The following is a 26,340-nucleotide window of genomic DNA, read 5'->3' on the forward strand; positions in this document are numbered from 1 at the left end:
AGCAGCCACGCATGGCGTGGCTCTACTGGCCTGTCCTTCCCCTACGGCCGCCAATTGGCGTTGTTCTCCCAGAATTCCACCGCACGCCGGTACGCCTCGCGGTCCAGCGGCACGCCGGAGCCGCCCTCTTCCACGCCCAGCGCATTGCGCATCATCGTGATCGGGGCCATCGGCACCTCGTCCGGCTCAGCGGTGTAGATGCAGCCGACGATGCCCCAATCAGCCTCGATCGGCGAGCCTTCCTTCGCAAGCTGCTCCGCGCTGTACAGGATGACGACCAGATAGTTGGCGCGCGGCGATTCCACGCCTTCGAACCAGCGCACCAGTACCGGCAGTTCCTCCCGGTTGCGCGCCTCGTAACCACTGCGCAGCAGATGGCGGTTGGCCTCGGTGATCGGCACCGTCAGGCACCGGGTGCTGGTCCAGTTCTCATAGACGAACAGTTTGCAGAAGGGGGCATAACCTTGCAGGACCTTCATCGGTTCATGGGCATTGAGGTACGCCTCGAACTGTTCGGCAGTGCAGTCCTGGATGGTGTTGCCGCGCGGCATGCGCGGGAACAGGCGGGGACGGGCGAAATCGGTAAGAACGATGGACATGGTGCGGCGCGATCTAGGAATCCGCCGCACAGGGTAACCGCTGGCAGCACCTGCACGGCCTTACGCTCGCGGCGCCTGCACACAGAATCACTGAACATCCATCTTGATGAAGCGATATACTGATCCCCACCCGCCGCCGCCGCCCGTGCCATGACTGCCATCAGCTTCGAGTTCTATCCGCCCAAGACCGACGAACAGCGCAGCCAGCTGGATCGTGCCGCAGCCAAGCTGAAGGACTACGGTCCCGAGTACGTGTCCTGTACCTTCGGCGCTGGTGGCTCGACCCTGAGCTATACCTCCGAGACCGTGCGCCACCTCAACCAGCACCATGGCTTCGAGGCCGCACCGCACCTGTCCTGTGTCGGCGGCACCCGCCAGGAAATCCGCGAACTGCTCAAGCTGTACCGCGCCATCGGCTGCCATCGCCTGGTGGCGCTGCGCGGCGACCTGCCCTCCGGCATGGGGTTTCCCGGCGACATGCGCTACGCCGCCGAGCTGATCGAGTTCATCCGCGCCGAACATGGCGATGCGTTCCGCATCGAAGTGGGCGCCTACCCTGAGACCCATCCACAGGCCTCCGATGCACTGGCCGACCTCAAGCACTTCAAGGCCAAGATCGATGCCGGCGCGGACGCGGCGATCACCCAGTATTTCTACAACCCGGATGCGTACTTCCACTTCGTCGACGCCGTGCGCCGGCTCGGCGTGCAGGTACCCATCACGCCAGGCATCATGCCGATCGCCAACTTCAGCCAGCTGCGCCGTTTCTCCGAGCAGTGCGGTGCGGAAATCCCGCGCTGGATCAGCCGCAAGATGCAGGCCTATGGCGATGACGCCGAATCGGTGCGGGCGTTCGGTACCGAAGTGGTGGCCAGGCTGTGCCAGCGCCTGGTCGAGGGCGGCGCGCCGGGCCTGCACTTCTGCACCCTGAACCTGGCCAGGCCGACCACGTCGGTGCTGAAGCTGCTGCAGGGCTGAAAGCACGCCATGCCACCACGATCGGCGCTACCCTGCGTCGATGAACCGGCTTTCCTTCCTGCTGTTGCTGCTGTCATTGTGCTCGGCGTCGAGCGTGGTCCATGCGCAGTCCCCACGCTTGAACCGCTGCACTGATGCACGGGGGCAGAGCGTGTACACCGACCGCCCCTGCGACAGTGTCGGCGCCCGATCGCGATTGCCACCGCCCGCGCCCACCGGCAGCACCCTGTCGCGCGACACCCTGGGGGCGCGCTGCCCACGTCGCCTGAGCGAGCTGGTGGACGCACTGCGCGTCGGCATCCTCAGCAACGATGTGAACCGGTTGTCGTCGCTGTACCTGTGGGGCGCAGTCTCCGATGCCGGTGCGCAGCGCATCCTCGGTCAACTGGAATCGCTGGCGCGGCGGCCCCTGGTAGACGTGGTACCGGTGTATCCCTCGCAGGCGCTGCCGCAATCGCAGGATGAGGATCAGGCCCCTGCGGCGCAGGGATCCGACCCGGAGCCGCCGACCGTGCGGCATCCGGTCGGCCTGCGCCTGGAACAGACGCTGCCCGGCAGCGTGTCGCGCGCTTCGACGGTGCTGGGGTTGCGGCGGCAATACGGGTGTTTCTGGATCACGTTGTGACCGGACGGGTCGGATCCCTTTCCAGCGGAAAGGGCTCCGACCCCGGATTGCCGCGATGGGGTCAGAGCCCCGCTGCGCAGGGATCGAACCGCGCATGCCGGCTCACGCCGGCCACAGCCCACCAATCGCAGCGATACCCTGCCCACCATGGCGACGGGCTTCGGCGATATGGCCGGCGGCCATCCCACCCAACGCGTAGATCGGCAGTGACACCTGCGCGCGCAGCGCGGCGAAGGCTTCCCAGCCCAGCGGCACCGCATCGGGATGGCTGGCCGTGGCCTGCACCGGGCCGAGCACCGCGAAGTCGCAGCCCAGCCGCTGCGCCGCCTGCAGCTGCTCCAGGTCGTGGCAGGACGCGGCGACAAGCTGCCCTTCCGGCAAGGGCCGTTCCTGCAGGTCCTGCAGCTGCTCGCTGCCCAGGTGCACCCCCACGCCCAGTGCACGTGCCAGCGCCACATCGCGATTGAGCAGCCACTGCACGCCGCGACGATGCGCGCGCACGGCCTGTTCGATCATCGCCTGCCGTTGCGGGTGTTCCGGTGGCAGGCGCAGCTGGATGCGCTGCTGGCCCGCCGCGACCGCGCGCTGCAGGCAGTCATGCCAGTGCTGTACGCCGCTGGCATCGTCAGCCGGCGCCGGCGTGATCAGGTAGCGGTCCGGTTGGCGCAGTGCGGCCACCACCGGCAGGTCGGCCGGCGGCATCGAATAGCGTCCCAGCTTGTCCTGCGCCACCCAGGTTATGGCCTGGCCCTCCCGCCCACGCGGTGTCCCCTTCCAGCTGCGCACGTGGCGCACCTCCAGGGTCAGATACTTGTCCGGATAGCGCTGCGGCACGTCCATCAGCCACTCGCCGACATCGGCCTCGATGCCCAGTTCCTCGCGCAGCTCGCGCACCAGCGCCTGTTCAGAGGTCTCGCCGGATTCGCGCTTGCCGCCGGGGAACTCCCACAGGCCGGCCATGTCGCGGTTCTCGGTACGGCGGTTGAGCAGCACGCGGCCACGGGCGTCGGTGATGACGGCGGCCACGACGTGGATCGATCGGGTGGGGGAAGGCATGGAGGAAGCATGCCCAGAACAGGGCGGCCGGCGCAATCACGGATCCGGTGCAGCTCCCCCGCAACAAACGAAAAGCCCCGCTTTCGCGGGGCTCTTCGGGATCAGCTCAGCTGGCCGTGGCAGTGCTTGTACTTCTTGCCACTGCCGCACGGGCACGGATCATTGCGGCCGATCTTCGGCTCGTCGCGCTGCAGCGTGGCCACACCCTGCTGGGCGGCCTGCACCTGCGCGGCTTCCTCGTCGGCACTGTAGCCGCCCGCATCCTGGTGCTGGAACTGCGACTGGCTCAGGCGAGCCTGCGCCTGCTGGCGCTCGGCGGCCTCCAGGGCCTGCACTTCCTCGTCGCTGCGGATACGCACGCGGGCCAACAGGGTCACCACCTCGCGCTTGACGTTCTCCAGCATGTCCGAGAACAGCTCGAAGGCTTCCTTCTTGTATTCCTGCTTGGGCTGCTTCTGCGCGTAACCACGCAGGTAGATGCCCTGGCGCAGGTAATCCATGCGCGCCAGGTGCTCCTTCCAGCTCTGGTCCAGCACGGTCAGCATCACGTGCTTCTCCAGCGCGCGCATGGTCTCTTCGCCCAGGCTGGCTTCCTTCTCGGCGAAGTGCTGGTTGACGCGCTCCTGGACCTTGCTGGCGATGGCCTCGGCATCCAGTTCCTCATGCTGCTTGACCAGGTCGGTCAGCGACATCTGCAGGCCGAAGTCCGACTCCAGGGTCGCTTCCAGGCCACGCAGGTCCCACTGCTCGTCGATCGAGTTCGGCGGCACGAAGCGCGCAACGATGTCGAAGATCACGTCGTCACGGATGCCGTCGACGTTGTCCTTCACCGATTCGGCGTCCAGCAGCTCATCGCGCTGGGCGTAGATCACCTTGCGCTGATCATTGTTGACGTCGTCGAAGTCCAGCAGGTTCTTGCGGATGTCGAAATTGTGGGCTTCGACCTTGCGCTGCGCCTTTTCGATCTGGCGGCTGACCAGGCGGTCCTCGATGACGTCGTCTTCCTTCATGCCCATCATGCGCATGGCCTTCTGCACCCAGTCGGAGGCGAAGATGCGCATCAGGTTGTCTTCCAGCGACAGGTAGAAGCGGGACGAACCCGGGTCACCCTGGCGGCCCGAACGGCCACGCAGCTGGTTGTCGATACGACGCGATTCGTGGCGCTCGGTGCCGACGATGTGCAGGCCGCCGGCCGCCTTTACTGCCTCGTGGCGCTTCTGCCATTCGGCCTTGACCGCCGCCTTCTGCTCGTCGGTCGCGTCCTCGCCCAGGGCGTGGATCTCGGCTTCCAGCGAACCGCCCAGCACGATGTCGGTACCACGGCCGGCCATGTTGGTGGCGATGGTCACCGCGCCCGGACGGCCGGCGTTGGCGACGATGGTGGCTTCGCGGTCATGCTGCTTGGCGTTGAGCACTTCGTGCTTCACGCCGGCCTTGCTCAGGTGCTCGGACAGCATTTCCGAGGTTTCGATCGAGGTGGTACCCACCAGCACCGGCTGGCCGCGCTTGGCGCACTCTTCGATGTCGGCCAGCACCGCATTGAACTTGCCCTTGCGGTTGAGGAACACCTGGTCCGGACTGTCCTTGCGGATGGTCGGGCGGTTGGTCGGGATCACCACCACTTCCAGGCCATAGATGCTCTGGAACTCGAACGCTTCGGTATCGGCCGTACCGGTCATGCCGGACAGCTTCTTGTACATGCGGAACAGGTTCTGGAAGGTGATGCTCGCCAGCGTCTGGTTCTCGCGCTGCACCGGCACGCCTTCCTTCGCTTCCACCGCCTGGTGCAGGCCATCGGACCAGCGGCGGCCGGCCAGGGTACGGCCGGTGAACTCGTCGACGATGACCACTTCGCCATCGCGCACGATGTAGTCCACGTCGCGCTGATAGATCGCGTGCGCGCGCAGGGCGGCGTTGAGGTGGTGCACCACGGTCAGGTTCTGCGCCGCGTACAGGCCTTCGGTTTCGCCATCGAGGATGCCGGCCTCGACCAGCAGCTGCTCGGCGTGCTCCATGCCCGCTTCGGACAGGTGCACCTGCTTGCCCTTCTCGTCGACCCAGAAATCGCCTTCGCCGTCTTCCGCTTCCTGCTTGACCAGGTGCGGCACGACACGGTTGACGCGGATGTACAGCTCCGGGGAATCATCGGCCGGACCGGAGATGATCAGCGGGGTGCGCGCTTCGTCGATCAGGATGGAGTCGACTTCGTCGACGATGGCGTAGTGCAGGCCGCGCTGGTAGCGGTCGGCCTTGGACAGCGCCATGTTGTCGCGCAGGTAGTCGAAGCCGAATTCGTTGTTGGTGCCGTAGGTGATGTCCGCGGCGTAGGCTTCGCGCTTGTCGCTGTGCGGCATGCCCGGGTACACCACGCCCACGCTCAGGCCCAGCCAGTTGTACAGCTTGCCCATCTGCGCGGCGTCGCGGCGGGCCAGGTAGTCGTTCACGGTGACCACGTGCACGCCCTTGCCTTCCAGCGCGTTGAGGTACACCGGCAGGGTCGCCACCAGGGTCTTGCCTTCACCGGTGCGCATTTCTGCGATCTTGCCCAGGTGAAGCACCATGCCGCCGATCAGCTGCACGTCGTAGTGGCGCATGCCCAGCACGCGGCGACCGGCTTCGCGGCAGACCGCGAACGCTTCCGGCAGCACCTTGTCCAGGGCTTCACCGCCAGCGATGCGCTGCTTGAACTCCGGCGTCTTGGCCTGAAGCTGCTCGTCGGACAGCTTCTCGATCTCCGGCTCCAGCGCATTGATCTTGGCGACGATGCGGTTGAGCTGGCGCAGCTGTCGTTCGTTACGACTGCCAAATACGCGGGTAAGCAGGCTGTTGATCATTGAAGGAACCGGGTTGGATGTACACGACGCCCGGCCTCCCCCTGGGGATCCGTCCGCCGCAAACGAAACAGGGCGCCTGGCGCCCTGTCGATGGCAACACCCATTGTAGCTTGGGACGGGCGCGAGGGGTTTCAACCCCGAGGGGTAGTGCCGGCCGCTGGCCGGGTACGCGTCAGCGCATACGCGCTGGCGCTCCCACGCTTCGCTGCGCGAACCGCGGGCCCCGCTCACCTCGCCTCCACACCCCCGCGCCTACGGCGCTGCCCCCGTACTCCGGGGGCGGTAGTGCCGACGGCAGCCGGCACCCCAATGTGGCGTCAGCCGCGGCTGACGCGGCCGACCGGCGTGTTGCCGCCGTCGCCGAGGAACTTGCGCGGGTTGACCACGTTGCCGTTCTCCCACACCTCGAAGTGCACGTGGGCACCGGTCGAACGGCCGGTGGAACCGGCCTTGGCCACTTCCTGGCCGGCACGGACCAGGTCGCCGGCCTTCACCACCAGGCGCGAATTGTGCGCGTAGCGGGTGACATAGCCATTGCCATGGTCGACATCGACGACATTGCCGTAGCCGCCCTTCACGCCGGCGAAGCTGACCACGCCCTCGGCCACGGCCATCACCGGGTCACCGACCTTTGCGTGGAAGTCCATGCCCTTGTGGGTGGCGGCGCCGCGGCCGAACGGGTCGGCACGGGTGCCGAAGCCGGACGTCACATAGCTGTTGCGGATCGGCATGCGCGACGGCACCGCGTTCTGCTGCAGCTGGTGGTCGAACATCAGCGATTCCATCACCGACAACTGGCGGCCTGAAGCAGCGAAGCGCTGCTCCAGCACCTGTAAGTCGGCGTTGACGTCCTTGACCGGGATGTCGCTGGTCGGGCCGCCTGCGTCACCGTCACCGAGGCCGGGGGTCTCGTTGAAGTCGAACTCGCCGTCCTCCAGCTTGCCCATCTGGGTCAGCCGTTCGCCGAGGGCGTTGAGGCGGGTCGCCTGGGCCTGCAGCTCGCCGAGGCGGGCCGCCAGCGCATTGACCTGGGTCTGCGCATCGCGCTTGACCTTGGCCAGTTCCGCATCCTGGCGCTCGACCTTGGCCTGCAGCCGGGAATCATTCAGCGCGCTGGCGCCAATGCCGCCAGCAAGGCCGATAATGCAGCCTACCCCGAGCACGCTGCCCAGCAGGGCACGGGGGCGGTCCTCGAAATAGAACCGCAAACGCGCGATCGGCGACGACTTGGCCTGTCCTTCACGCGTTTTGATTACGATCTTCTTGAATGCCATCAGTGAGTTTTCATGTCTGAGCCGAAATCCAGCGTTCGCCCCGCGTCGGCACCGAAACCGGCGCTGGATGCGGTAATGGCGGACAAAAGCGGGAACCCGCTGCGGCGTGCCTTGTGGCTCGACGCGCTGGACCGTCAGTTGCGCCCCCAGTTGCCGCCACCTCTGCGCAGCCGTTGCCGGCTGGCCAATGTGGACGGGGAACACCTCGTTTTTCTCGTCGAGTCCCCGGTCTGGCATGCCAAGTTGCGGCTTGCCGAAGCCCAGCTGCTCGACGCGGCCCGTTCCATCGGGCTGAAGGCCACCAGGGTGACCATCAAGACTGCGTCTCCCACTCCCACGCGCTCCCCAGCGCTCGACAACCGGAATGGACCCCACGCAGTTTCAGCCGCCACGCACAAAGGGCTACGCGACGCCTTGGCTTGCCTGCAGGACGTTCCCTCGAAGCCGAAGAAACGGTCCTGATTGCAAGGGAGCATCCGGCTCCGCTCCCCGTCGCGTGTGTCACCACGGCGTGAAACATTTCGGGGGCCGGGTCGCATCCTAGCGGCCATCCGGGGGCCTGTCGTTAGATTGTTGTTAAAACTGCGTTAAATTCAGGCTTCTGATTCAACAGGTTCACAAAACCGTGACCTTGAACCAGCCTTGACGTCTTTCAAGCACGCTGAATGCGTCGCCGACGCCGGAAACAAGAACGCCGCCCATGAAGGCGGCGTTTTTATCTTTAAATTCAACAACCTATGGAATCAGGCGTACGCCGGGGTGGCGTATTCCACCGGATCCGGGGTGGCCGGCGAGTCGAAGCTGACCCATTCCCAGGCGCTGGCGTCGGCCATCAGGGCCCGCACCAGCTTGTTGTTGAGCGCGTGGCCGGACTTGAAGCCTTCGTACGCACCCAGCACCTGGCCACCGGCCAGATAGAGGTCACCGATGGCGTCCAGGATCTTGTGGCGCACGAATTCGTCGGCGTAGCGCAAGCCGTCTTCGTTGAGCACGCGGAACTCGTCCAGCACGATGGCGTTGTCCATCGAACCGCCCAGGCCCAGGTTGCGCTCGCGCATGTACTCCAGGTCGCGCATGAAACCAAAGGTGCGCGCGCGGGAGATTTCCTTGGTGTAGGCCAGCGTCGAGAACTCGATTTCCTGGCGCGACTGCTTGGCCGGAATCATCGGGTGGTCGAACTGGATGGTGAAGCCCAGCTTGTAACCCTCGTACGGGGTGAAGCGGGCCACCTTGTCGCCCTCGGTCACTTCCACGGTCTTCAGCACGCGGATGAAGCGCTTGGGCGCATCCTGTTCCACGATGCCTGCCGACTGCAGCAGGAACACGAACGGGCCGGCCGAACCGTCCATGATCGGCAGCTCGGCCGAGGACAGTTCGACGATGATGTTGTCCACACCCAGGCCGGCCAGCGCCGACATCAGGTGTTCGACGGTCTGGATCTTGGCGTCGTTGCAGGTCAGGCCGGTGCACAGGGTCACTTCGGTGACCAGTTCGGCCTTGGCCGGCACCTCCACCACCGGGTCCAGGTCCACGCGGCGGAACACGATGCCATGGTTGACCGGTGCCGGGCGCAGGGTCATGTAGACCTTGTCACCACTGTGCAGGCCAACGCCGGTGGCGCGGATCGTGTTCTTGAGGGTGCGTTGCTGGATCATGGGGGATGGACCGGAAGTGACACATTAGATTAACACGCGCACTCCCCTACCCTGGCTGAAACGCCAGTGACAGCCACCGGCAGGACACACCGGCACGCCGCTGGGAAAGCGCGTGAAGCAGGGCGGCCGGGCCCATCCTGGCCCGGCGCCCGCGTTTTCAGGACATGGTGGCGCAACCCGGGGAGGACAACCCCGGGCCGGCCCGCTTAGTCCGCCTGGCGGCGCAGGAACGCCGGGATGTCCAGGTAATCGTTCGGCAGTTCTGCCGCGGCCGGGGCCGAAGAGGACGGCGCCGACGGGGCCGAAGCCGCTGCGGTATCGCTGCTGGCGCGACGCAGGCCCAGGCCCATGCCGCCGACGGCCTTGGACACGGCGTCGCCGCCGTTGTCGAACTCGCCGAACTCCGGCTGGCCGGTGGTGGCGTTGCGGACCAGCTTGATCGGTGCACGCTCGCCCGGACGCTGGGTCTTGCTGGCCGAGACGCGGTTCAGGCCAGTGGCCACCACGGTCACGCGCACTTCGTCCTGCATGTCCGGGTCCAGCACGGTGCCGACCACGACGGTGGCGTCTTCCGAAGCGAAGCCGTCGATGGTGCGGCCGATCTCGTCGAACTCGGCCATGGTGAAGTCCGCGCCGGCGGTGATGTTGACCAGGATGCCGTTGGCACCGGCCAGGTTCACATCGTCCAGCAGCGGGTTCTGGATCGCCGATTCGGCAGCGGCCTGGGCGCGGTCATCGCCCCGTGCAGTGCCGGTACCCATCATCGCCAGGCCCATTTCGGACATGACGGTGCGCACGTCGGCGAAGTCGACGTTGATCAGGCCCGGACGCACGATGAGGTCGGCGATGCCCTGCACGGCGCCCTGCAGCACGTCATTGGCGGCGCGGAAGGCCTGGATCATGGTCGCGTTGCGACCCAGCACGGTGATCAGCTTCTCGTTCGGGATCGTGATCAGCGAGTCGCAGTGCTGGCTCAGTTCCTCGATGCCCTTCAGCGCCACCTGCATGCGGCGACGGCCTTCGAACGGGAACGGCTTGGTGACCACGGCCACGGTCAGGATGCCCATTTCCTTGGCCAGCTGCGCCACCACCGGCGCGGCGCCGGTGCCGGTGCCGCCGCCCATGCCGGCGGTGATGAACACCATGTCCGCGCCCTGCAGCGCGTCCATGATGCGCTCACGGTCTTCCAGCGCGGCCTGGCGGCCGACCTCCGGGTTCGCGCCTGCGCCCAGGCCCTTGGTCACGTTGGTACCCAGCTGCAGCTGCAGCTTGGCACCACAATTCTTGATGGCCTGCGAGTCGGTGTTGGCGGTGATGAACTCCACGCCGTCCACCGCCGAGTTGACCATGTGCGCCACGGCATTGCCGCCGCCGCCGCCCACGCCAACCACCTTGATCACCGCATTGGGTGCCATCTTTTCGATCAGTTCAAAATGCGCCATGTCCGTGTCCTCGTTGTATCCGCTTGTCGGTGGCATGGACGGTCGGGCCTCCTGCCTTCGCGTGTCATGTTGCCGTTGCGGCTGTGTGGGTTGTGTAGTGCGTTGTTGCGTTGTGATGCGGGTACTGCGGGTGTTGCGCCGGGCCGGGCCCGGAGTTACGGGTTCCGCGTCAGAACTCGCCGCGGAACCAGGTCTTGAGCTTCTTGAACATGCTTCCAGCGCGCCCGGTCGGCAGCGACGGCCGCCGCGGGTGCTCGATCTGGCTGCCCATCAGCAGCAGGCCCACGCCGGTGGCGTGCACCGGGTTGCCGACCACTTCGCCCAGGCCGGTGACGTGCTGCGGGATGCCCACGCGCACCGGCATCTGCAGCATTTCCTCGGCCAGTTCGACCACGCCTTCCATCTTCGATGCGCCCCCGGTCAGCACCATGCCGGCGCGCACCAGTTCCTCGAAGCCGGAGCGGCGCAGTTCGGCCTGCACCATCTCGAAGATCTCCTCGTAGCGACCCTGCACGGCCTGCGCCAGCGAATGGCGCGGCATGCGGCGCGGCGGGCGGTCGCCGACCGACGGCACCTGGATGCTCTCCTCGGCCGTGGCCAGCTGGGCCAGGGCGCAGGCATAGCGCACCTTGATCTGCTCGGCTTCCGGGGTCGGCGTGCGCAGCATGTGCGCGATATCGTTGGTCACGTGGTCGCCGGCGATCGGCAGCGAGGCGGTGTGGCAGATCGCGCCCTGCACGAACACCGCGATGTCGGTGGTACCGGCGCCCATGTCGACCAGCACCACGCCCAGCTCGCGCTCGTCGGCGGTCAGCACCGCCACGCTGGAGGCCAGCGAGGACAGCACCAGGTCGTCCACCTGCAGGCCGCAGCGCTGCACGCACTTGCTGATGTTGGCCGCCGCCGACTGCGCGCACACCACCAGGTGCGCATGCACTTCCAGGCGCACGCCGGTCATGCCGACCGGGTTGCGGATGCCTTCCTGCGAATCGTCCAGCACGTACTCGCGCGGAATCGCGTGCAGGATCTTCTGATCGGCCGGGATCGCCACCGCCTTGGCTGCGTCGAGCACGCGATCCAGGTCGCCCCAGGTCACTTCACCGTCGCGGATCGGCACGATGCCCGGCGAGTTCTTGCACTGCACGTGGTTGCCGGAGATCGAGGCGTACACCGAACGGATCTCGCAGCCGGCCATCAGCTCGGCTTCTTCCACCGCACGCTGGATCGACTGCACGGTCGATTCGATGTCCACCACCACGCCACGCTTCAACCCGCGCGATTCGTGCGAGCCGATGCCGATCACTTCGATCGGGTTGCCCGGCGAATACTCGCCCACCAGCGCCACCACCTTGGAGGTGCCGATGTCCAGGCCAACGATCAGCGATTTGTCACCCTTGCGATTCATGTCCTTTCCTGCGTGCTTCTGGCCGGGGTCGCCGGCGTGTTCGCCGGCGTGGCCGGGGTACCCCAGCTCAGCGTGAAACCATTGGTGTAACGGAGATCTGCGCGCTCGATCGGCGCGTCCTGTCGGTTGAGCTGCGGCAGCACCTTGACGAAGCGCTGCATGCGCGAGCGCGCGTCGTCACGGCCGACCACCACTTCGGTGCCGTTGCTCAGCACCAGCGACCAGCTGCCGCGCGCATCCATCGTCACCCGGCGCACGTCGACGCCGGCCGGTGCGAACAAGGCACGCGAGTCGCTGTACAGCTTCATCACTTCCTGGGTCTGGCTGTCCGGGCCATCCAGCTCCGGCAGTTCCAGGTCTGACAGTTTCTTCGGCGTGGGGAACAGCTTGCCCTGCTCGGAGACCAGGCGGTCGTTGCCCCAGCGTGCGAACGGCTTGTGCTCGACCAGGGTCACTTCCAACACGTCCGGCCACTGCTTGCGTACCTGCGCGCTTTCCACCCACGGCAGCTTTTCCAGCGCGTCCTGCGCATCCTGCAGCTTGACCGCAAAGAAGCCGGCGCGCGCATAGGGCAGCAGCACCTGCTGCAGCTGCTCGGCCGGTACCCGCTTGAACTCGCCATGCACGCGCAGCTTCGCCAGCGGCCAGCGCTCGGCGCCGACCCAGCCATTGACCACGGCCACCACCGGCAGTGCAACCACCGACAGCGCCAACAGCCAGACGAAGATGCGCAGCAGCGCGTTCATGCGTGCGCGGCCTCCAGGGTCTGTTCCAGCACGCGCCACACCAGTTCCTCGAAACCGATGCCGGCCTGGCGCGCCGCCTTGGGTACCAGCGAATGGCTGGTCATGCCCGGCGCGGTGTTCACTTCCAGCAGGAAGAAACGGCCGCTGGCACGGTCGCGCATCACGTCCACGCGGCCCCAGCCACGGCAGCCGGCGGCACGGAACGCGGCCAGCGCGATGCGGCGGATCTCGTCCTCGGCATCGCCTTCCAGGCCCGGGCACAGGTACTGGGTGTCCTCGGCGATGTACTTGGCGTTGTAGTCGTACCACTGGCCCTTGGGCACGATGCGGATCGACGGCAGCGCGACGTCGCCCAGAATGGCCACCGTCAGTTCGTCGCCGACCACCATCTGTTCCATCAGCAGCTGGCCGTCGTAGCGCGCGGCCAGGGCCACGGCCTCATCCAGGCCCGCCTCGTCGGTGACCCGGCTGATGCCCACGCTGGAGCCTTCGTTGGCCGGCTTCACCACCACCGGCAGGCCCAGCTCGGCGGCCAGCGCATGCACGTTCGAGGCGTCGACCTTGCGGTACTGCGGGGTCGGCAAGCCCAGCGACAGCCACACCTGCTTGGTGCGGATCTTGTCCATGCTCAGCGCCGAGCCCAGCACGTCCGAGCCGGTGTACGGCACGCCGAAGGCATCCATCAGGCCCTGCACGATGCCGTCCTCACCGCCACCGTTGTGGCCGTGCAGGATGTTGAAGACGCGGTCGATGCCACCGGCGGCCAGCGCGCTGGCCAGCGCCGGGATGCCATCCACCGCGAACGCATCGACGCCGCGTGACTGCAGGGCTTCGAGCACGTTGCGGCCCGAATCCAGCGACACCTCGCGTTCACTGGAGCTGCCGCCGAGCAGCACTGCGACGCGGCCGAACACGGCCGGGTCGGTCACGCGCAGCGGCGGGAAGGTCAGCGTACTCACGCCTGGCCCTCCCCCTTGAAGCCTTCCACTGCGATGTGGGTAGCCACGGCACCGATGTCGCCGGCCCCCATCATCAGCAGCAGGTCACCGTCCTGCAGTACATCCGGCAGCACGCTGGCCAGCTCGGCGGCCTTGCCCACCACCACCGGCTCGCTGCGGCCGCGCGCGCGGATGGCGCGGGCCAACGCATGCGAGTCGGCACCGGCAATGGGTTCCTCACCGGCCGGATAGACCTCGCTCAGCACCAGCGCATCAACGCTCGACAGCACCGCGGCGAACTTGTCGAACTGGTCGCGGGTACGGCTGTAGCGGTGCGGCTGGAAGGCCACCACCAGGCGCTTGTCGGTCCAGCCCCCGCGGGCGGCGGCGAACACTGCCTCCAGCTCGCTCGGGTGATGGCCGTAGTCGTCGATGATGCGCACCTTCGCACCGCTGGCGGTGGTCACTTCGCCCAGGTCGTTGAAGCGGCGGCCGACACCGGCGAAGCCTTCCAGCGCGCGCGCGATCGCGTCCGGGGCAACGCCGAGCTGCCAGCCCACCGCCGCGGCGGCCAGCGCGTTGAGCACGTTGTGCCTGCCCGGCAGCGCCAGCACCACTTCCTGGCTGGTGCCCTGCGGCAGGCGCAGCGTGAAGCGCATGCGCGAGCCTTCCTGCACCACGTTCTCGGCGCGCACGTCGGCCTGCGGGCTCATGCCGTAGCTCATCACGTGGCGCGGGGTCTTGGCAGCCAGTGCCGCCACTTCCGGATCATCGATGCACAGCACCGCCAGGCCGTAGAACGGCAGGCGCTGCAGGAACTCGGCGAACGCCGCCTGCACGCGGGCGAAATCGTTGCCGTAGTTCTCCAGATGATCCGCATCAATGTTCGTGATGATCGACATCAACGGGTTCAGGCGCAGGAAGCTGCCATCGCTTTCGTCGGCCTCGGCCACCAGCCACTGCCCGCCACCCAGCTTGGCGTTGGCACCGGCGGCCAGCAGCTGGCCACCGATCACGAACGTCGGGTCCAGGCCACCTTCGCTCAGCACCGCAGCGGTCAGGCTGGTGGTGGTGGTCTTGCCATGGGTACCGGCCACGGCGATGCCGCGGCGGAAGCGCATCAGCTCGGCCAGCATCGCCGCGCGCGGCATGATCGGAATGCGCTGGCTGCGCGCTTCCATCAGCTCCGGGTTGTCCTCGCGGATGGCGCTGGAGACCACCACGCAGTCGGTGCCCAGCACGTTGGCTGCCGAGTGGCCGCGCATGATGCGCGCACCCAGGCTGGCCAGGCGGCGGGTCGCCACGTTGTCAGCGTTGTCCGAGCCGGACACTTCGTAGCCCAGCGTCAGCATCACTTCGGCGATGCCACTCATGCCGGTGCCACCGATGCCGACGAAGTGCACGCGCGGGAACGCGCGCACCAGGTCGTTGGTGTCGTGCAGGCGACGGATCATGCGCGGCCTCGCGCAGGGCAGGCGCGGTGGCATGCCTTCTTCATACAGCTTCCTCGAGAATGATATCGGCGATGCGCTCGGCGGCATCGACCTTGGCCAGGGCACGCGCGGCTTGCGCCATCTGCATGCGGCGGGCGGGATTTTCGGACAGATCGCGCAGCAGTGCGGCGATGCCGTCGGCCAGCGTTCCGTCCTGCTTCAGCAACACCGCCGCGCCGCGCTCGACCAGGTACTCCGCGTTGCGGGTCTGGTGATCGTCGACGGCAGCGGGGAATGGCACCAGCACGCTGCCGACACCGACCGCGCACAGCTCGGCCAGGGTGGACGCGCCGGCGCGGCAGACGACCAGGTCAGCCCAGGCGAAGGCCTCGGCCATGTCCGCGATGAACGGGGTGATCTCAGCCTGCACGCCGGCCCTGGCATACGCCTCGACCGCTTCGGCATGCATCTTCTCGCCGCTCTGGTGGCGCACCTGCACCGGCACGTCGGCGCCCAGCGCGGCGATCGCCTGCGGCACGCCGGTGTTGAGCGCACGCGCGCCCTGGCTGCCCCCGACCACCAGCACGCGCAGCGGGCCGTGGCGGTCGGCGAAGCGCTGCTCCGGCGGCGCAATGGCGGCGATTTCCGCACGCACCGGGTTGCCGACGAATTCCTCGCGCTGGGCGAAGGTGCCCGGGAAACCGGTCAGCAGGCGGCGCGCATAACGCGACAGGATGCGGTTGGTCAGGCCCGGCGCACGGTTCTGCTCATGCACGATCAGCGGCAGGCCATGCAGGCGCGTGGCCATGCCGCCGGGACCGGAGGCGAAGCCACCGAAGGCGACCACCGCGCGCGGCTGGCGCTTGCGGATGATCAGCCCGGCCGCGCGCAGTGCACGCATCAGCCGCCACGGTGCCGCCAGCAGGGCCAGCTTGCCCTTGCCGCGCAGGCCGGTGATGGCCAGCGTGTCGATGGCAATGTCGTGCTGCGGCACCAGGCGCGTTTCCATCGCGCCTTCGGCCCCCATCCAGGTCACCGGCACGCCACGCCCGCGCAGCACGCGGGCCACGGCCAGGCCGGGGAAGATGTGGCCGCCGGTGCCGCCGGCGAGGATCATCACCGGACGCGCGCTATCGGTGGCCGCGCTCATGACAGCCTCCCGAAGGTCGGTTCGATGCGCGACTGCAGTCGGCTGGTGCCGCGCGCGGCGTTCGCTGCAGCAGGCGCGGGGGCGACCGGCGCGGCGCTCAGCGGCACGCCGGTGGCCATCGGTGCGGCCGGCGCGTCCACTGGCTCGGTCGGGGCGTCTTCGGCGCCACCGATGCGCACGGCCTGGCGTCGCTCGGCGCGCTTGAGTTCATACGACACGCGCAGCAGCAGGCCCATCGCCACGCAGGTCATCAGCACCGACGAACCGCCGGAGGAGATCAGCGGCAGGGTCAGGCCCTTGGTCGGCAGGATGCCCAGGTTCACGCCGATCGAGACGAAGGTCTGCATGCTGATCCACAGGCCGATGCCGAAGGCGATGTAGCCGGAGAAGTGGCGCTTCATTTCCACGCAGCGCATGCCCAGCCAGAAGGTGCGGCCGACCAGCAGCGCGTACAGCGCCACGATCACGCAGGTGCCCAGGAAACCGAATTCCTCGGCGGTGACCGAGAAGATGAAGTCGGTGTGCGCTTCCGGCAGGTAGTACAGCTTCTGCACGGAATTGCCCAGGCCGACGCCGGTCCATTCGCCACGGCCCACTGCCATCAGTGCGTTGGACAGCTGGTAGCCGTCGCCCTGCTGGTCAGCCCACGGGTCCAGGAAGGAGGTGATGCGGCGCATGCGGTACGGCTCGATGATCGCCAGCGCGCTCATGCCGACCAGGCCGATGATCACCGGCATCGACATGCGCGGCATGTTGACCCCGCCCAGCACCAGCATGCCGGCGGTGATCGCCAGCAGCAGGGTCGAGGAACCGAAGTCCGGCTGCAGCAGCAGCAGCACCACCAGCGCGCCGGCCACGCCCAGCGGCTTGAGCATCGCCGGCCAGGTCGCATTGACCTCGTCGCGGAAGCGCACCAGGTAGCTGGACAGCCAGACGATGTAGAGCACCTTCACCGCCTCGACCGTCTGGAACTTGGAAATGCCCAGGTTGATCCATCGGCGTGCGCCGTTGACCGTGCTGCCCAGGCCCGGCGCGAACACCGCCAGCAGCAGCACGAAGCAGCCCAGCAGCAGCATCTGGTTGTACTGCTCGATCGACTTCAGCTCGGTGCGGGCGGCGATGACCGCCAGCACGATACCCACCGCCAGGAAGATCAGGTGGCGGTTGAGGTAATAGAACGGGCTGCTCATCAGCGCGATCGAGCTGGAGGCCACCATCACCACGCCGACACCGGTGAGCGCGATGATCGCGCCCAGCAGCCACTTGTCGTAGCTGCCTTCGATGGCTTCAAGGCGTGTTGCCTGGCGGGACAGGTCGTTCATCTCAGCGCACCTTCAACGTGGCCAGGCCGATCAGCACGAGCACGACGGAGATGATCCAGAAGCGCACGATCACGCGCGGCTCCGGCCAGCCCTTCAGTTCGAAATGGTGGTGGATCGGCGCCATGCGGAACACGCGCTTGCCGGTCAGCTTGAACGATGCGACCTGGATCATCACCGACAGCGTCTCGATGACGAACACGCCGCCCATGATCACCAGCACCAGCTCCTGGCGGGTGATCACCGCGATCGTGCCCAGCACCGCACCCAGCGCCAGTGCACCGATGTCGCCCATGAACACCATGGCCGGATAGGTGTTGAACCACAGGAAGCCCAGGCCCGCGCCGGCGATCGCCGCGCAGATGATGACCAGCTCGCCTGCGCCCGGAATCTGCGGGATCTGCAGGTAGTTGGCGAACACCACGTTGCCCGAGGCGTAGGCGAACACGCCCAGTGCGCAGGCCACCAGCACGGTGGGCATGATCGCCAGGCCGTCCAGGCCGTCGGTCAGGTTCACCGCGTTGGAGAAGCCGACGATCCAGAAGTAGGCAATGGCCACGAAGCCGATGCCGGCCAGCGGCAGCGCGACCGACTTGAACATCGGGATGTAGAACGTCAGCGCCGCCGGCACGTCGGCCGTATAGAACAGGAACAGGCCCGCGGCCAGGCCGAAGATCGACTGGAGCAGGTACTTCCAGCGCGACTTCAGGCCGTTCGGGTCACGGCGGACGATCTTGATCCAGTCGTCATACCAGCCGATGGCGCCAAAGCACAGCATCACCGCCAGCACCAGCCACACGTAGCGGTTGCGCAGGTCGGCCCACATCAGTACCGACAGGGTGACGGTGAGCAGGATCAGCGAACCGCCCATGGTCGGCGTGCCGGCCTTGGAGAAATGGGTCTGCGGACCGTCCTTGCGGATCGGCTGGCCGCCCTTGAACTGGGCAAGCTTGCGGATCATCGCCGGGCCGAGCCACAGCGACAGGAACAGGGCCGTCAGCGCGGCAAGGATGGCGCGGAACGTCTGGTAGTTGAACAGCCCGAACAGGCTCTCCAACTGCTGCAACCATCGAGCCAGTTCATACAACATGCGGGGATTCCTCTCCTTGCGCCAGCAGCGCTTTGACAATCGTGTCCATGGCGCTGCCACGGGACCCCTTGACCAGGCAGCGCACGCCGGCGTGCAGCTCGTCCTTCAGCGCCTGCGACAGCGCGTCATGGGTGGCGAAATGACGGCCACCGTCGCCGAAGCTGGCAGCGGCGGCGGCGCTGAGCGGACCCAGCGCATACAGGCGCTTGAGCCCGGCGGCGCGTGCGCGGAGGCCCGCCTGCGCATGCAGCGCTTCGGCATCCGGGCCCAGCTCGCGCATGTCGCCCAGCACCAGCCAACCCTCTTCCGGCGCGGCGGCCAGGGCATCGATGGCCGCTGCCAGCGAACCGGGGTTGGCGTTGTAGCTGTCGTCCACCAGCACCGCGCCATTGCGCAGCTGATGGGCGATCTGGCGGCCCGGCACCGGCTGTGCCTCGGCCAGGCCTGCCGCGATGCGTGCCAGGTCGATGCCGGCGGCCAGCGCCAGGCTGGCGGCGGCCAGTGCATTGCTGACGTTGTGGCGGCCCGGCAGGCCCAGCACCACGCGGGCTTCGCCGACCGGCGCGACCAGGGTGAACTGGCTGCCCTGCGCACCGGCGCGGATGTCGCGCGCGGTCACCTCTGCCGAATGCTCCAGGCCAAAGCGCAGCACGCGGCAGCGCGCCGGGGTGCCGACAAAATGCTGTTCGAACCAGCGGCCGTACGCATCGTCGGCATTGATCACCGCCACGCCATCGGCGGGCAGCGCGGCATAGATCGCGCCCTTGGTCACCGCCACGCCGAGCAGGCTGCCCATCCGCTCCAGGTGCGCCGGGGCGATGTTGTTGACCAGCGCGTAGCGCGGGCGGGCGATGTCGGTCAGGTAGGCGATGTCGCCCGGCTTGCCGGCACCCATCTCGTAGACGGCATAGTCGGCATCTTCCGGTGCATCGATCACCGCCAGCGGCAGGCCGATCTCGTTGTTGCGGTTGCCCGGATTGGCGTAGACCACCTTGTGCGCGTGCTGGGCCACCTGCTGCAGGATCGACAGCAGCAGGCTCTTCACGCTGGTCTTGCCGTTGCTGCCGGTGATCGCGAACACCTCGGTGCCACGGTCACGCTGCATGCCGGTGGCGATCCTGGCCAGTGCCAGTTCGCTGTCGGCCACCAGCACCTGCGGCAGTTCGATCGGCAGCAGGCGCTCGACCAGCAGCGCACTGGCACCGCGCGCCTGCGCGTCGGCTGCGAAGTCATGGCCGTCGAAACGCTCACCGCGCAGCGCGACATACAGGCTGCCGGGGCCCAGGTTGCGGGTGTCATTGCTGACCGCATCGATGGCCACGTCGTCGCCGTGGATCTCGCCGCCGGCCCAGTGTGCGATCAGCGAAAGCAGGGTGCGCTTCATGCGGCGCCCTCCCCGGCCTGTGCCTCTAGAACACCGGCCTTGGCCGCCAGTGCGGCCGCGGCCACTTCGGTGTCGTCGAAGTCATGGCGCACGCCATTCACTTCCTGGTACGGCTCGTGGCCCTTGCCGGCGATCAGGATGATGTCGCCGGCACCGGCGCGCTTCACCGCCAGGCCGATCGCGCGCGCGCGGCTGCGCTGCACGGTCACGGCATCGGCGTTCTGGAAGCCGGCCAGGATGTCGGCCACGATCACGTCGCCGTCTTCGCCACGCGGGTTGTCGTCGGTGACGATGACCTGGTTGGCCAGGCGCTCGGCGATCGCCGCCATCTGCGGGCGCTTGCCGGTATCGCGCTCGCCACCGCAGCCGAACACGCAGAACAGCGCGCCGTGCAGGTGGCCCTGCAGGCTGTCCAGCGCCTGCTCCAGCGCGTCCGGGGTATGTGCGTAGTCGACCACCACGGTCGGCAGGCCGTTCTCGCCGCCGAGGCGGTTCATGCGGCCACGGATCGGCTGCAGCGCCGACAGCACTTCGGCGATACGCGGCAGCGGCTGCCCCTGCGCGTGCAGGGTACCGGCCACGGCCAGCAGGTTGTCCACGTTGAAGCGGCCCAGCAGCGGCGACTGCACCGCAGCGCGCTGGCCGTCGATGACCAGTTCGAAGGCGATGCCACGACCGTCAAGCTGCAGCGCCTCGGCGCGCACGCTGGCGTCCTCGGCACCACGCGAGCTCAGCCCGATCGGCTGCACGCTGGCCGGCAGGCCCGCGAACAGCTGGCGGCCGAAGGCATCGTCCAGGTTGATCACCGCCGCCTTCAGGCCCGGGCGATGGAACAGCCGCGCCTTGGCCGCGCCGTAGCTGGCCATGTCGCCGTGGTAATCCAGATGGTCGCGGGTGAGGTTGGTGAACACCGCCACGTCGTAGTGCACGGCGTCCACGCGGCCCTGGTCGAGCGCATGCGAGCTGACTTCCATCGCCACCGCGCGCGCACCGGCGTCACGCAGCTGGGCCAGCAACGCATGCATCTGCAGCACCAGCGGCGTGGTGAAGCCGGTCGGCTCGACGGCACCATAAAGTCCGGCGCCGAGCGTGCCGATACTGCCACTGGGCGTTCCGAGCAGGTGCCAGGCCTGGGCCAGCAGCTGCACGGTGGAGGTCTTGCCGTTGGTGCCGGTCACGCCGACCATCGCCATTGCCCGCGACGGTGCGCCATGGAACTGGTCGGCCATCGCGCCCATGCGCGCGCGCAGGCCCGGCACGGCGATCGCATCGGCCGGTGCCGGCAGATCGGCCGGTGCCGGCGGTTCGAACAGGATGGCACTGGCACCGGCAGCGCGCGCCTGCTCGACAAAGCCCAGGCCATGCGCGCCGAAACCGGCGATGGCGACGAAGGCGTTACCGGGGCGCACGGCACGGCTGTCCAGCACCAGGCCGGTCAGAACGGGATCATGACCCGCCAGGGCCACGTCCGGAAGCAACTGCGAAAGCAACATCGAAGGACTCATTGCGTGCCTCCCGTAGCGGGCGGCGTCTGGGCTTGCGCGCTCGGCAGCGCAGCGTCGAATTCAGCGGCGGCATCGACCGGCAGCGCGGTCTCGGCCGGCGGCGCAGGCAGGATCGAAGCCGAATGGCCGACCTTGCCGGACTGCTGTGCGGCCAGCCACGACTGCAGGTCGTCCAGCGGCACGTCCATCAGGCGCAGGGTGCCTTCCATCACGTTGTGGTAGACCGGCGCCGAGACCAGGCCGCCGTAGAACTTGCCGGCCTGCGGGTCGTTGATGACGATGACGGTGGCAAAGCGCGGGTTGGTGGCGGGCACCACGCCGGCGAACAGCGCGTTGTAATGCCCGCGCTCGTAACCGCCGGGGCCGGCCTTGCGCGCGGTACCGGTCTTGCCGGCCACGCGGTAGCCCAGCACGGCCGCCTGCTTGGCACCGCCCTGGGTGACCACCGTTTCCATCATCGCCACCACCTGCCGGGCGACGTTCTCGTCGATGATCTGCTGGCCCTCGTTGCGCTGGCCCTTGACGAAGGTCGGCGCGATCAACCTGCCGCCGTTGGCCAGCGCCGAATACGCCGTAGCGATCTGCAGCGGCGTCACCGACAGGCCGTAGCCGTAGGACATGGTGGTCTTGGTGGTGCCCGACCAGCGCGCCGGGCGCATCACCACGCCGGCCGATTCCCCCGGGAAACCACTGTGCGGCGCCGAGCCATAGCCGAAGCGGCGCACGCCGTCGTAGAAGGTCTGGTCCGGCATCTTCGCCGCAACCTTTGCCGCACCCACGTTCGAACTGCGGGTGATCACGCCGGTCACGTTGAGCACACCGTTGTTGCGCGGCACGTCGCGGATGGTGAAGCGGCCCAGGGTCATATAGCCCGGGTTGGTATCGATGATGGTGTCCTTGGTCACCGCCCCGGCCTGCAGCGCGGTGGCGATGGTCAACGGCTTCATCGTCGAACCCGGCTCGACCAGGTCGGTCACCGCGCGGTTGCGGCGCGTATCGGGGATCGCGCCGGTCAGCGAGTTCGGGTTGTAGGTCGGCAGGTTGACCATGGCCAGGATCTCGCCGGTGGTCACGTCCATGATCACCATCGAACCGCCGGCCGCCTTGTTGGCCACCAGCGCGTTGCGCAGTTCCTTGAAGGCCAGGTACTGGATGCGGCGGTCGATGCTGAGGGTCAGGTCCTTGCCCGGCTCGGCGGCGCGCAGCAGATCGCTTTCGACGGTCTCGCCCTTGCGGTTGCGGATCACCCGCTTCGCACCGGGCTTGCCGCGCAGCCATTCGTCGAACGCCAGTTCCAGACCTTCCTGGCCACGGTCGTCGATGTTGGTGAAGCCCAGCACGTGCGCCATCGCCTCACCCTGCGGGTAGAAGCGGCGGAACTCGCGCTGCGCGGCCACGCCCGGGATCTTCAGCGCGACCACCTTCTCCGCCTCGTCCGGATTGATCCGGCGGCGCAGGTACATGAATTCCTTGTCCGACTTCTGCGACAGGCGGCTGCTCAGCTCATCCACCGACATGCCGACCGCCTGGGCCAGCTCCGGGATGCGCTCGGGCGAACGCAGCAGGTCCTGCGGGTTGACCCAGATCGAGGCGACCGGGGTGGACACCGCCAGCGGCTCGCCGTTGCGGTCGGTGATCATGCCGCGCGAGGTCTTGATCGGCAGCTCGCGCAGGTAGCGGGCCTCGCCCTGGCGCTGGTAGAAGTCGCTGTTGATGATCTGCACGTAGGCCGCGCGACCGACCAGCGACACCGAGCACAGGCCGAGCGCCAGCGCGACCCAGCGCAGGCGCTGGCGCAGGTTGAAGGCGTTGCGCGGGCGGTTGCGGCCGGTCTTGCTCATGGGCGCACCACCACGATGTCAGCCGCCTCGGGGAACTTCATGCCGAGCTTCTCGCGGGCAATGCGGTCCACGCGGTTGGCTTCGGCCAGGGTGGCCTGTTCCAGCTGCAGGCGGCCGAACTCAAGATTGATGTCATCGCGCTTGCGCTCGGCACGCGACAGCTCGATGAAGGTCTGCCGGTGGCGGTGGCGCACGAACACCACGCCGATCGCCGAGGCGACGGTGCAGGCCAGCAGGATGATCAGCAGCAGCCGGCTCATGCATCGGCCTCCCGCTTCTGTGCCACGCGCAGCACGGCGCTGCGGGCACGCGGGTTGGCGGCCAGCTCTTCGTCGGTGGCCTTGATGGCGCCGCCGATCAGGTCCAGCGTCGGCACGAACGCAACCGCCTCGGGCAGCCGGCGGTTGGCCGGCGGCGCCTTGGCCAGGCGGTTCATGTACTGCTTGACGATGCGGTCTTCCAGCGAGTGGAAGCTGATCACCGCCAGGCGGCCACCGGGCTTGAGCCGTTCCACCGCCGCATCGAGCCCGGCTTCCAGATCGGCCAGCTCGCGGTTGATGTGGATGCGGATGGCCTGGAAGCTGCGCGTGGCAGGGTGGATCTTGTCCTTCCCACGCGGCATCACCGAGGCGATCAGCTCGGCCAGTTCGGCGGTGCGGGAGAACGGCTGCTTCTCGCGGCGGGCCACGATGGCGCGGGCGATGCGCCGGCTCTGCCGCTCTTCGCCGTAGGTCCACAGCACATCAGCGATCTCGCGCTCTTCCACGCGGTTGATCCACTGCGCGGCGCTTTCACCGCTGTCCGGATCCATGCGCATGTCCAGCGGGCCGTCCTTGCCGAAGCTGAAGCCACGTTCGGCCACGTCCAGCTGCGGCGACGACACACCCAGGTCGAACAGCACGCCGTCCAGGCCTTCGGCCGTCGCATCCCACTGCAGCAGCTGGGCGAAGCTGCCACGGAAGATGGACACGCGCGGGTCCGGCGCGAAATCGCGCTCGGCAACGGCGATGGCTTCCGGATCCTTGTCCATGACCAGCAGGCGCCCCTCGGGACCGAGCTGGGTGAGCACGCCACGTGCATGACCGCCACGACCGAACGTGCCATCCAGATAACGTCCGTTTTCGATCACCCTCAGGCCTTCAAGGACCTGGGTGTACAGGACCGGCAGGTGCACCGCCGGCGACTGCGACACCGGAAGGTGACCGGCCTGCGCTTCTGGGCGCATCCGGGCACCCCGGCTCACAACTTCAGGTCGAGCAACCCATCACCCAGATCCTCGTCAGACAACGTCTGCTGGATCAGGGCCCGATGCGCCTGCTCGCTCCACAATTCGAACTTGTCGCCCATGCCGAGCAATACCGCCTTCTTCTCAATGCCCACCGCACCGCGGTGGCTGGCAGGGATGCTGATGCGACCGTTGCCGTCCAGTTCCAGATGGGCGGCCGAGCCGACCAGCTTCTGCTGCAACAGGCGCACGACGCGCTGGGTGTTGGGCTTGGACATCACATCGTCGCGGACCCGCTCCCATTCCGACTCTGCGTACAGCCACAGGCAGCCGGCTTCGAACGGGTTGTAGGTCAGCACGAGACGGTTGTTGCTGGCGCGCGCGACGAGGTCGCGGTAAGCGGTGGGAACCGCCATGCGCCCCTTGTCGTCAACTGTGATGGCCGTCTCACCCTGGAACACGACGCCTGCACCTTGTCCTTCGCCCGGTGAAACATTGAACCACGAAAACCCACAAAACACCCGGATTTCCCTCTGATGCCCACCTTAGCAGCGGGCGGAGGGTTGTCAACAACTTTTCAGCAGGGAAATCGCCAGCCGCATCAATGGCTTGCAACAACCTTTAGAGAATTGTTCAAGGCTTATCCACAAGTTGCTGATCCGTCTCAATTTTTGAGATTGAACGGAAGTTCAGGGGCGTGGACAGGGCGTGAAACATCAGCCGCGCATTCATCCGGAGCGGGCCGGAAACGGCGCCAGACTGCGCAAACCGTGCACAATGAAGCCATGTGCCTGCTCGCTCTTGGCTGGATGCACCACCCGCGCTGGCGGCTGGTGATGGCCGGCAACCGTGATGAGTTCCACGCCCGTCCGACGGCGGCGCTGGCCCCCTGGCAGGATGAGACGTCGGTCATCGGCGGTCGCGACCTGCGTTCCGGCGGAGGCTGGGCCGGGGTTGGCGCCTCGGGCCGGATGGCGGTGGTCACCAACGTCCGCGACCCGCTGGCCGCCCAGACCGGTCCTTCACGCGGGGCACTGGTGGCCGACTTCCTGCGCGGCCGCGACCCGGCGGCCGTGCATATCGACCGCCTGGCGACCGTGGCTGGTGCCTACGCCCCGTTCAATCTCCTGCTGGCCGATAGCGACAGCCTGGAGTACCTGGGCAACCATCCTGCCGAACGGCAGACCCTCGGTCCGGGCGTACACGGCATGTCCAACGGCGCGCTGGACGCCCCCTGGCCGAAGACCCGGCGGCTGATGGCGGCCCTTGAAGCCTGGCTGCAGGAAGACGGGGTCAGAGCCCTTTCGCAGCGCGAAAGGGATCTGACCCCAGACCTGACCCCACTCTGGGCCGCCCTGGCCGACGAACACCGCCCCGCCGACAGCGACCTGCCCGACACCGGCATCGGTCTGGAGCGCGAGCGCTGGCTGAGCCCGGCCTTCATCCGCGGCGACGACTACGGCACCCGCGCCAGCACCGTGCTGCTAATCGATGGCGACGGCCACGGCGAGATCCACGAGCGCCGCTTCGGCCCGCAGGGTGTCCCCAGCGGACAGAGCCACGTCATTTTCTGACCCGGTCATGACGGCCCTTGGCCAGACGCTCTTGGCGGGGGGGGTAGTGCCGGCCGCTGGCCGGATTCGATTGCCAGCGTGGTAGTGGCGGGCGCCGCCGGGCCCCCCCAGCTATATTACTTTTAGACAAAAAAATAACCCCCACCCCCCCCCCCCAAACACCCCCCCGGGTCATATAATATAACTATCTACTGATACCCCCAACCCCAATAAAACAATATACAATAATCTCCGCCCCCCCCCCCCCCCCCGGGCCCAGGTCATCAA

At 67.5% G+C, this 26,340-nt stretch carries 22 protein-coding genes and 1 pseudogene; 4 read left to right on the plus strand and 19 right to left on the minus strand.

What is annotated here, in order from left to right; all coding sequences use genetic code 11:
- Positions 1-41: 41 nt before the first annotated feature.
- Positions 42-599 carry a DUF3228 family protein gene (locus WDC87_RS02225; RefSeq protein WP_072167858.1) on the minus strand — a complete coding sequence of 186 codons (558 nt, stop codon included), beginning with the start codon at positions 597-599 and terminating at the stop codon, positions 42-44.
- 150 nt (positions 600-749) lie between these two features.
- Here WDC87_RS02225 and metF point away from each other — a divergent pair, with 150 nt between their 5' ends.
- Entirely contained in the window at positions 750-1,577 is an 828-nt protein-coding gene (gene metF / locus WDC87_RS02230; RefSeq protein ID WP_252745161.1) for a methylenetetrahydrofolate reductase [NAD(P)H], read from the plus strand.
- Between the two features lie 40 nt (positions 1,578-1,617).
- Positions 1,618-2,202 (plus strand): DUF4124 domain-containing protein, encoded by a 585-nt coding sequence (locus WDC87_RS02235; RefSeq protein WP_072167856.1) that lies wholly within the window; start codon positions 1,618-1,620, stop codon positions 2,200-2,202.
- 102 nt (positions 2,203-2,304) lie between these two features.
- Here WDC87_RS02235 and WDC87_RS02240 read toward each other — a convergent pair whose 3' ends face one another.
- The 3 genes from WDC87_RS02240 to WDC87_RS02250 all read right to left on the minus strand — a co-directional run bounded on the left by WDC87_RS02240 (position 2,305) and on the right by WDC87_RS02250 (position 7,366).
- Positions 2,305-3,258: a Nudix family hydrolase gene (locus WDC87_RS02240; RefSeq protein ID WP_072167855.1), complete on the minus strand. Its 954-nt coding sequence runs from the start codon at positions 3,256-3,258 to the stop codon at positions 2,305-2,307.
- A 101-nt stretch (positions 3,259-3,359) separates the two neighbouring features.
- Positions 3,360-6,092 (minus strand): preprotein translocase subunit SecA, encoded by a 2,733-nt coding sequence (secA, locus tag WDC87_RS02245; protein ID WP_072167854.1) that lies wholly within the window; start codon positions 6,090-6,092, stop codon positions 3,360-3,362.
- Between the two features lie 317 nt (positions 6,093-6,409).
- Positions 6,410-7,366 carry a M23 family metallopeptidase gene (locus WDC87_RS02250; RefSeq protein WP_033834438.1) on the minus strand — a complete coding sequence of 319 codons (957 nt, stop codon included), beginning with the start codon at positions 7,364-7,366 and terminating at the stop codon, positions 6,410-6,412.
- 12 nt (positions 7,367-7,378) lie between these two features.
- Between WDC87_RS02250 and WDC87_RS02255 the strand changes: the two genes are divergently transcribed.
- The gene (locus WDC87_RS02255; protein WP_049413132.1) at positions 7,379-7,828 is read left to right on the plus strand and encodes a DUF721 domain-containing protein; all 450 of its coding nucleotides are present in this window, start codon (positions 7,379-7,381) and stop codon (positions 7,826-7,828) included.
- Positions 7,829-8,109: 281 nt separating this feature from the next.
- Here WDC87_RS02255 and lpxC read toward each other — a convergent pair whose 3' ends face one another.
- The 15 genes and pseudogenes from lpxC to mraZ form a co-directional block, all read right to left on the minus strand.
- A complete protein-coding gene (gene lpxC, locus WDC87_RS02260; RefSeq protein ID WP_008267619.1) occupies positions 8,110-9,021 on the minus strand; it encodes a UDP-3-O-acyl-N-acetylglucosamine deacetylase in 912 nt (303 codons plus the stop codon).
- A 206-nt stretch (positions 9,022-9,227) separates the two neighbouring features.
- The gene (gene ftsZ / locus WDC87_RS02265; RefSeq protein WP_088497852.1) at positions 9,228-10,463 is read right to left on the minus strand and encodes a cell division protein FtsZ; all 1,236 of its coding nucleotides are present in this window, start codon (positions 10,461-10,463) and stop codon (positions 9,228-9,230) included.
- A gap of 169 nt (positions 10,464-10,632) precedes the next feature.
- Complete coding sequence (ftsA, locus tag WDC87_RS02270; protein ID WP_005408083.1) at positions 10,633-11,868, minus strand: cell division protein FtsA; 1,236 nt, start codon at positions 11,866-11,868, stop codon at positions 10,633-10,635.
- Between the two features lie 71 nt (positions 11,869-11,939).
- A pseudogene (locus tag WDC87_RS02275) lies at positions 11,940-12,614 on the minus strand (cell division protein FtsQ/DivIB); the annotation flags it as partial.
- On the minus strand, positions 12,611-13,573 hold the full coding sequence (locus WDC87_RS02280) for a D-alanine--D-alanine ligase (RefSeq protein WP_049468221.1): 963 nt from the start codon (positions 13,571-13,573) through the stop codon (positions 12,611-12,613). The pseudogene WDC87_RS02275 and the gene WDC87_RS02280, both read right to left, overlap by 4 nt.
- Positions 13,570-15,006, minus strand: a complete 1,437-nt coding sequence (murC, locus tag WDC87_RS02285; protein ID WP_049468223.1) for a UDP-N-acetylmuramate--L-alanine ligase — start codon at positions 15,004-15,006, stop codon at positions 13,570-13,572. The genes WDC87_RS02280 and murC overlap by 4 nt, the downstream gene beginning before the upstream one ends.
- A gap of 40 nt (positions 15,007-15,046) precedes the next feature.
- The gene (gene murG, locus WDC87_RS02290) at positions 15,047-16,135 is read right to left on the minus strand and encodes an undecaprenyldiphospho-muramoylpentapeptide beta-N-acetylglucosaminyltransferase (protein ID WP_252745159.1); all 1,089 of its coding nucleotides are present in this window, start codon (positions 16,133-16,135) and stop codon (positions 15,047-15,049) included.
- Positions 16,132-17,457: a putative lipid II flippase FtsW gene (ftsW, locus tag WDC87_RS02295; protein ID WP_164688290.1), complete on the minus strand. Its 1,326-nt coding sequence runs from the start codon at positions 17,455-17,457 to the stop codon at positions 16,132-16,134. Before ftsW ends, murG begins: the two co-directional genes overlap by 4 nt.
- Position 17,458: 1 nt before the next feature.
- On the minus strand, positions 17,459-18,544 hold the full coding sequence (mraY, locus tag WDC87_RS02300; protein WP_033834434.1) for a phospho-N-acetylmuramoyl-pentapeptide-transferase: 1,086 nt from the start codon (positions 18,542-18,544) through the stop codon (positions 17,459-17,461).
- Positions 18,534-19,928 carry a UDP-N-acetylmuramoyl-tripeptide--D-alanyl-D-alanine ligase gene (gene murF, locus WDC87_RS02305; protein ID WP_252745158.1) on the minus strand — a complete coding sequence of 465 codons (1,395 nt, stop codon included), beginning with the start codon at positions 19,926-19,928 and terminating at the stop codon, positions 18,534-18,536. Before murF ends, mraY begins: the two co-directional genes overlap by 11 nt.
- Positions 19,925-21,433, minus strand: coding sequence for a UDP-N-acetylmuramoyl-L-alanyl-D-glutamate--2,6-diaminopimelate ligase (locus WDC87_RS02310; RefSeq protein WP_053505689.1), 1,509 nt, complete (start codon positions 21,431-21,433; stop codon positions 19,925-19,927). Before WDC87_RS02310 ends, murF begins: the two co-directional genes overlap by 4 nt.
- Positions 21,430-23,274 (minus strand): penicillin-binding transpeptidase domain-containing protein, encoded by a 1,845-nt coding sequence (locus tag WDC87_RS02315; protein WP_049406060.1) that lies wholly within the window; start codon positions 23,272-23,274, stop codon positions 21,430-21,432. The genes WDC87_RS02310 and WDC87_RS02315 overlap by 4 nt, the downstream gene beginning before the upstream one ends.
- A complete protein-coding gene (gene ftsL, locus WDC87_RS02320) occupies positions 23,271-23,534 on the minus strand; it encodes a cell division protein FtsL (protein WP_005415286.1) in 264 nt (87 codons plus the stop codon). The genes WDC87_RS02315 and ftsL overlap by 4 nt, the downstream gene beginning before the upstream one ends.
- Positions 23,531-24,499 (minus strand): 16S rRNA (cytosine(1402)-N(4))-methyltransferase RsmH, encoded by a 969-nt coding sequence (gene rsmH / locus WDC87_RS02325; RefSeq protein WP_049468237.1) that lies wholly within the window; start codon positions 24,497-24,499, stop codon positions 23,531-23,533. The genes ftsL and rsmH overlap by 4 nt, the downstream gene beginning before the upstream one ends.
- Before the next feature lie 14 nt (positions 24,500-24,513).
- Complete coding sequence (mraZ, locus tag WDC87_RS02330; protein ID WP_004143635.1) at positions 24,514-24,960, minus strand: division/cell wall cluster transcriptional repressor MraZ; 447 nt, start codon at positions 24,958-24,960, stop codon at positions 24,514-24,516.
- A gap of 324 nt (positions 24,961-25,284) precedes the next feature.
- Here mraZ and WDC87_RS02335 point away from each other — a divergent pair, with 324 nt between their 5' ends.
- A complete protein-coding gene (locus WDC87_RS02335) occupies positions 25,285-26,073 on the plus strand; it encodes an NRDE family protein (protein WP_252745157.1) in 789 nt (262 codons plus the stop codon).
- Positions 26,074-26,340: the final 267 nt, after the last annotated feature.

Source organism: Stenotrophomonas maltophilia group sp. Smal12 (assembly GCF_037079935.1).
Lineage (GTDB): Bacteria > Pseudomonadota > Gammaproteobacteria > Xanthomonadales > Xanthomonadaceae > Stenotrophomonas > Stenotrophomonas sepilia.

Bases quoted from the DNA above. Each gene is read 5' to 3' on its own strand.
- WDC87_RS02240 (WP_072167855.1), bottom strand. From the start codon at position 3,258: ATGCCTTCCCCCACCCGATCGATCCACGTCGTGGCCGCCGTCATCACC.
- ftsL (WP_005415286.1), bottom strand. From the start codon at position 23,534: ATGAGCCGGCTGCTGCTGATCATCCTGCTGGCCTGCACCGTCGCCTCG.
- WDC87_RS02310 (WP_053505689.1), bottom strand. From the start codon at position 21,433: ATGAGTCCTTCGATGTTGCTTTCGCAGTTGCTTCCGGACGTGGCCCTG.
- lpxC (WP_008267619.1), bottom strand. From the start codon at position 9,021: ATGATCCAGCAACGCACCCTCAAGAACACGATCCGCGCCACCGGCGTT.
- metF (WP_252745161.1), top strand. From the start codon at position 750: ATGACTGCCATCAGCTTCGAGTTCTATCCGCCCAAGACCGACGAACAG.
- ftsA (WP_005408083.1), bottom strand. From the start codon at position 11,868: ATGAATCGCAAGGGTGACAAATCGCTGATCGTTGGCCTGGACATCGGC.
- ftsZ (WP_088497852.1), bottom strand. From the start codon at position 10,463: ATGGCGCATTTTGAACTGATCGAAAAGATGGCACCCAATGCGGTGATC.
- WDC87_RS02225 (WP_072167858.1), bottom strand. From the start codon at position 599: ATGTCCATCGTTCTTACCGATTTCGCCCGTCCCCGCCTGTTCCCGCGC.
- ftsW (WP_164688290.1), bottom strand. From the start codon at position 17,457: ATGAACGACCTGTCCCGCCAGGCAACACGCCTTGAAGCCATCGAAGGC.
- murF (WP_252745158.1), bottom strand. From the start codon at position 19,928: ATGAAGCGCACCCTGCTTTCGCTGATCGCACACTGGGCCGGCGGCGAG.
- mraY (WP_033834434.1), bottom strand. From the start codon at position 18,544: ATGTTGTATGAACTGGCTCGATGGTTGCAGCAGTTGGAGAGCCTGTTC.
- WDC87_RS02335 (WP_252745157.1), top strand. From the start codon at position 25,285: ATGTGCCTGCTCGCTCTTGGCTGGATGCACCACCCGCGCTGGCGGCTG.
- murG (WP_252745159.1), bottom strand. From the start codon at position 16,135: ATGAGCGCGGCCACCGATAGCGCGCGTCCGGTGATGATCCTCGCCGGC.
- murC (WP_049468223.1), bottom strand. From the start codon at position 15,006: ATGATCCGTCGCCTGCACGACACCAACGACCTGGTGCGCGCGTTCCCG.
- secA (WP_072167854.1), bottom strand. From the start codon at position 6,092: ATGATCAACAGCCTGCTTACCCGCGTATTTGGCAGTCGTAACGAACGA.
- WDC87_RS02255 (WP_049413132.1), top strand. From the start codon at position 7,379: ATGTCTGAGCCGAAATCCAGCGTTCGCCCCGCGTCGGCACCGAAACCG.
- WDC87_RS02235 (WP_072167856.1), top strand. From the start codon at position 1,618: ATGAACCGGCTTTCCTTCCTGCTGTTGCTGCTGTCATTGTGCTCGGCG.
- rsmH (WP_049468237.1), bottom strand. From the start codon at position 24,499: ATGCGCCCAGAAGCGCAGGCCGGTCACCTTCCGGTGTCGCAGTCGCCG.
- WDC87_RS02315 (WP_049406060.1), bottom strand. From the start codon at position 23,274: ATGAGCAAGACCGGCCGCAACCGCCCGCGCAACGCCTTCAACCTGCGC.
- WDC87_RS02250 (WP_033834438.1), bottom strand. From the start codon at position 7,366: ATGGCATTCAAGAAGATCGTAATCAAAACGCGTGAAGGACAGGCCAAG.